General features: G+C 29.4%; 4 protein-coding genes. 2 read left to right on the top strand and 2 right to left on the bottom strand.

All coding sequences use genetic code 11. The annotated features are described in order from the left end of the window. Positions 1-75: 75 nt before the first annotated feature. On the bottom strand, positions 76-897 hold the full coding sequence (locus tag CN514_RS21195; RefSeq protein ID WP_098234280.1) for a peptidylprolyl isomerase: 822 nt from the start codon (positions 895-897) through the stop codon (positions 76-78). A 431-nt stretch (positions 898-1,328) separates the two neighbouring features. On the opposite strand from CN514_RS21195, the gene CN514_RS21190 reads away from it, so the two are divergent. Together CN514_RS21190 and CN514_RS21185 are read left to right on the top strand one after the other, a co-directional pair. Beyond that, positions 1,329-1,412 (top strand): YjcZ family sporulation protein, encoded by an 84-nt coding sequence (locus tag CN514_RS21190; RefSeq protein WP_098234279.1) that lies wholly within the window; start codon positions 1,329-1,331, stop codon positions 1,410-1,412. A gap of 98 nt (positions 1,413-1,510) precedes the next feature. Continuing rightward, a complete protein-coding gene (locus CN514_RS21185) occupies positions 1,511-1,600 on the top strand; it encodes a YjcZ family sporulation protein (RefSeq protein ID WP_097973758.1) in 90 nt (29 codons plus the stop codon). 281 nt (positions 1,601-1,881) lie between these two features. On the opposite strand, the gene CN514_RS21180 is transcribed toward CN514_RS21185, so the two are convergent. Then, on the bottom strand, positions 1,882-2,442 hold the full coding sequence (locus CN514_RS21180; RefSeq protein ID WP_069033846.1) for an HTH-type transcriptional regulator Hpr: 561 nt from the start codon (positions 2,440-2,442) through the stop codon (positions 1,882-1,884). Positions 2,443-2,678: the final 236 nt, after the last annotated feature.

Below are 2,678 nucleotides of genomic sequence, written 5' to 3'. Positions count from 1 at the left end.
TTAATTGACCTACAAACTGATTAATTAAGTTTTTCAACAACGTGAAAAAACCTGCCAATTAGGCAGGCTTTTTTTTTATGATTTTTTCTCTTGGCTTTCTAAGTCTTTATCTTTAACTTTAAATTTAGCTTTTTTAAGAAGTTCATCAGAGAATGCTTGGAAATTTTCTTGGCTTAGCTTAGACTCTGCAATTTTTTTGCGAGCATCTTTTTCGTTAGCAGTCTTTTTACCAGTTAATTTAATAACATGGTATCCAAATTGTGATTTAACTGGTTGGCTAATTTCTCCAACTTTTAATTTATAAGCAGCTGCTTCGAATTCAGGTACCATAGCGCCTTCTCCAAAATAGCCTAAATCTCCACCTTTATCTTTTGAACCAGTGTCAGTAGAATATTTTTTTGCTTCTGCTGCAAAATCTGCACCTTTAGCTAATTCTTCTTCAACTTTTTTAGCTGTAGCTTCATCTTTTACTAAAATATGACTAGCTCTAATTTCTGGTTTATATTTTGCAAGGTCAGCTTTCGTTACTGAAGCTTCAGCAGCTTTTTCAGTTAATAAATCGATTTTAACACGATCTTTAAATGCTGCTTCATCTTTAAATCCGTACTGAGCTAAGAAAGCTTTAAATTGGTCACCATTTTGTGTTTTATACTCATTAAACTTAGCGTCAACATCTTTATCACTAACTTTGTAGTTTTTCTTTAAATAATCTTCAATAGCCATTTGCTTAAGCATTGCTAATCCTGCTGTATCCTTCATCTTATTATATAAATCTTTAGATGTGATATCTCCCGCATTAGATGTAGCAACTACATCGTTACTTACACCAGCAGATCCACATGCTGCTAGTCCGAATACTGAGGTAGCTAAAACTGCAGATACGATTAACTTTTTCATTTAAACATCTCCTAATAAAAATTTAAAATGATTTCTTAAAAAGAAAAATTTTACTTATTAAAGTATGGAGCTTAAATCTTAATTTTTCCTGTATTTAGACATACCTTTTAATGGAAATTACTTCACTTAATATAACATATTTTTCTTCAAAGTGACAAAGTTTATCCAAAAAAAGAATAATTTGGTATGCTTTTTAACTAAAAATTAATTAATTTTAAGGAAACTTGAACTAGTTTTATATGAAATGTAGGCACTATGAGAGTAGGGTAAAATGAATGCAGATTTCTACTTTTTTATATTTTAACTCCTTACATTGCCTAAAAAATCATGCTTATCCTGCAAATTAAAAACTTGTCAATCGTGACATTCGCCCAATCATTTAAGGCATTCGTCTATATATTATTATGGATTACTGTTAGGAGGGTGGAAAAATGGAGGGGAAAGCATCGCGTGAATTTGTATTAATCGTGATCTTGTTTATTTTGTTAATCATAATTGGGTGTTCATTTTTATAAGTAGTATGAATCTTCAAAAATGAAGGTTATTTATACATTTGCCCAGACCATTTTTTACTACACGCATAAGATAAGATATGTAGCAAAAGGAGGTGTGAATGATGGGCGTAGGATTCCATGGTGGAGGATTTGCGTTAATCGTTGTATTGTTCATCTTATTAATTATCGTAGGAGCAGCTTGCATCTAATTTGTAAATAAGACAAATATTCGACCGGAGGTATTGTACCTCCGGTTGAGTTTTTATTCCAGATTAAAATAGTTAATGATGTATATATTCTTTGTTTATTGAAATTTTGAAATAAATGAAAAAGAAATGAGCCTGAGGGTTTCAAAGAGGTATTTATGTGAAATTTTGAACAAAAGTGGCCGAAATAAAAAGCGGAAGGATTTAATTAATCTTGCCCCGCTTCTATTTATTTGTACAATTTCAAGGACATATAAACTGAAATTGTAACTTTAAAGAAGATATTAAGGTTTCTTAATTAAACGATTATCTTCTTCAATGAATTCTTTATCTATGTTACCTAACGTTGTTTCAAAAATATCCATAAAGTCTTTTCCATAAATATTACGTAAAATAGCCATAATTTCCATATTTTCTGGAAATTTACCATAAAATTCTTTTAATGGTAATGTACCTTGAAAAACTGAATTTGTCTCTGGATCAAATTCACCTAGGATCTCTAATAGCATTTCTTTACCTTTTTCTGTTAATTCAATATACGTATTACGTTTATCTTCTACTTTTTTAGAAAACACTAATAAACCACGTTCTTCTAGCTTTTTAGAGAAGTTAAAAGCAGTCGATACGTGCATTACACCAAATTTAGCAATTTCAGAAATAGACGCACCCTTTAAGTGGAAGGCGATCATTAAAATATGATGTTCATTGATATTTAAATCATAGGGCTTAATCCATTGTTGCCAGTCCTTTTCAACTGACTTCCATAATGCTTTAGAAATTTGGGCAATTCTTTGACTAAAAATCAAAGCTTCTTTCATTGTGTATAATTTTTGTTCAGTTTTCATCAATTCACCTTCTTTTCTATTTAACTATCTATTTATTATTATGCCAATAATATGTGAAGAAATAAAGAACTTTTAGTTAGAATTTTTAAAAATTTTCACAAAGTAGTTGATAAAATTCTACATTTTTATATTATAATTAAGTGTTGTGGGTTTTAAAAACTATGCTTATATAATAATTTTAACGAAACTATAGAGTGATTGTCGATAAAATATTATTGGTAATATAGTAAATATAT

It is taken from the genome of Bacillus sp. AFS001701 (assembly GCF_002559405.1).
Taxonomy (GTDB): domain Bacteria; phylum Bacillota; class Bacilli; order Bacillales; family Bacillaceae_G; genus Gottfriedia.
The sequence above is the reverse complement of the archived record's forward strand: the minus strand, read 5'-3'. Positions and strand labels throughout refer to the sequence as shown.

Bases quoted from the DNA above. Each gene is read 5' to 3' on its own strand.
- CN514_RS21180 (WP_069033846.1), bottom strand. From the start codon at position 2,442: ATGAAAACTGAACAAAAATTATACACAATGAAAGAAGCTTTGATTTTT.
- CN514_RS21190 (WP_098234279.1), top strand. From the start codon at position 1,329: ATGGAGGGGAAAGCATCGCGTGAATTTGTATTAATCGTGATCTTGTTT.
- CN514_RS21185 (WP_097973758.1), top strand. From the start codon at position 1,511: ATGATGGGCGTAGGATTCCATGGTGGAGGATTTGCGTTAATCGTTGTA.
- CN514_RS21195 (WP_098234280.1), bottom strand. From the start codon at position 897: ATGAAAAAGTTAATCGTATCTGCAGTTTTAGCTACCTCAGTATTCGGA.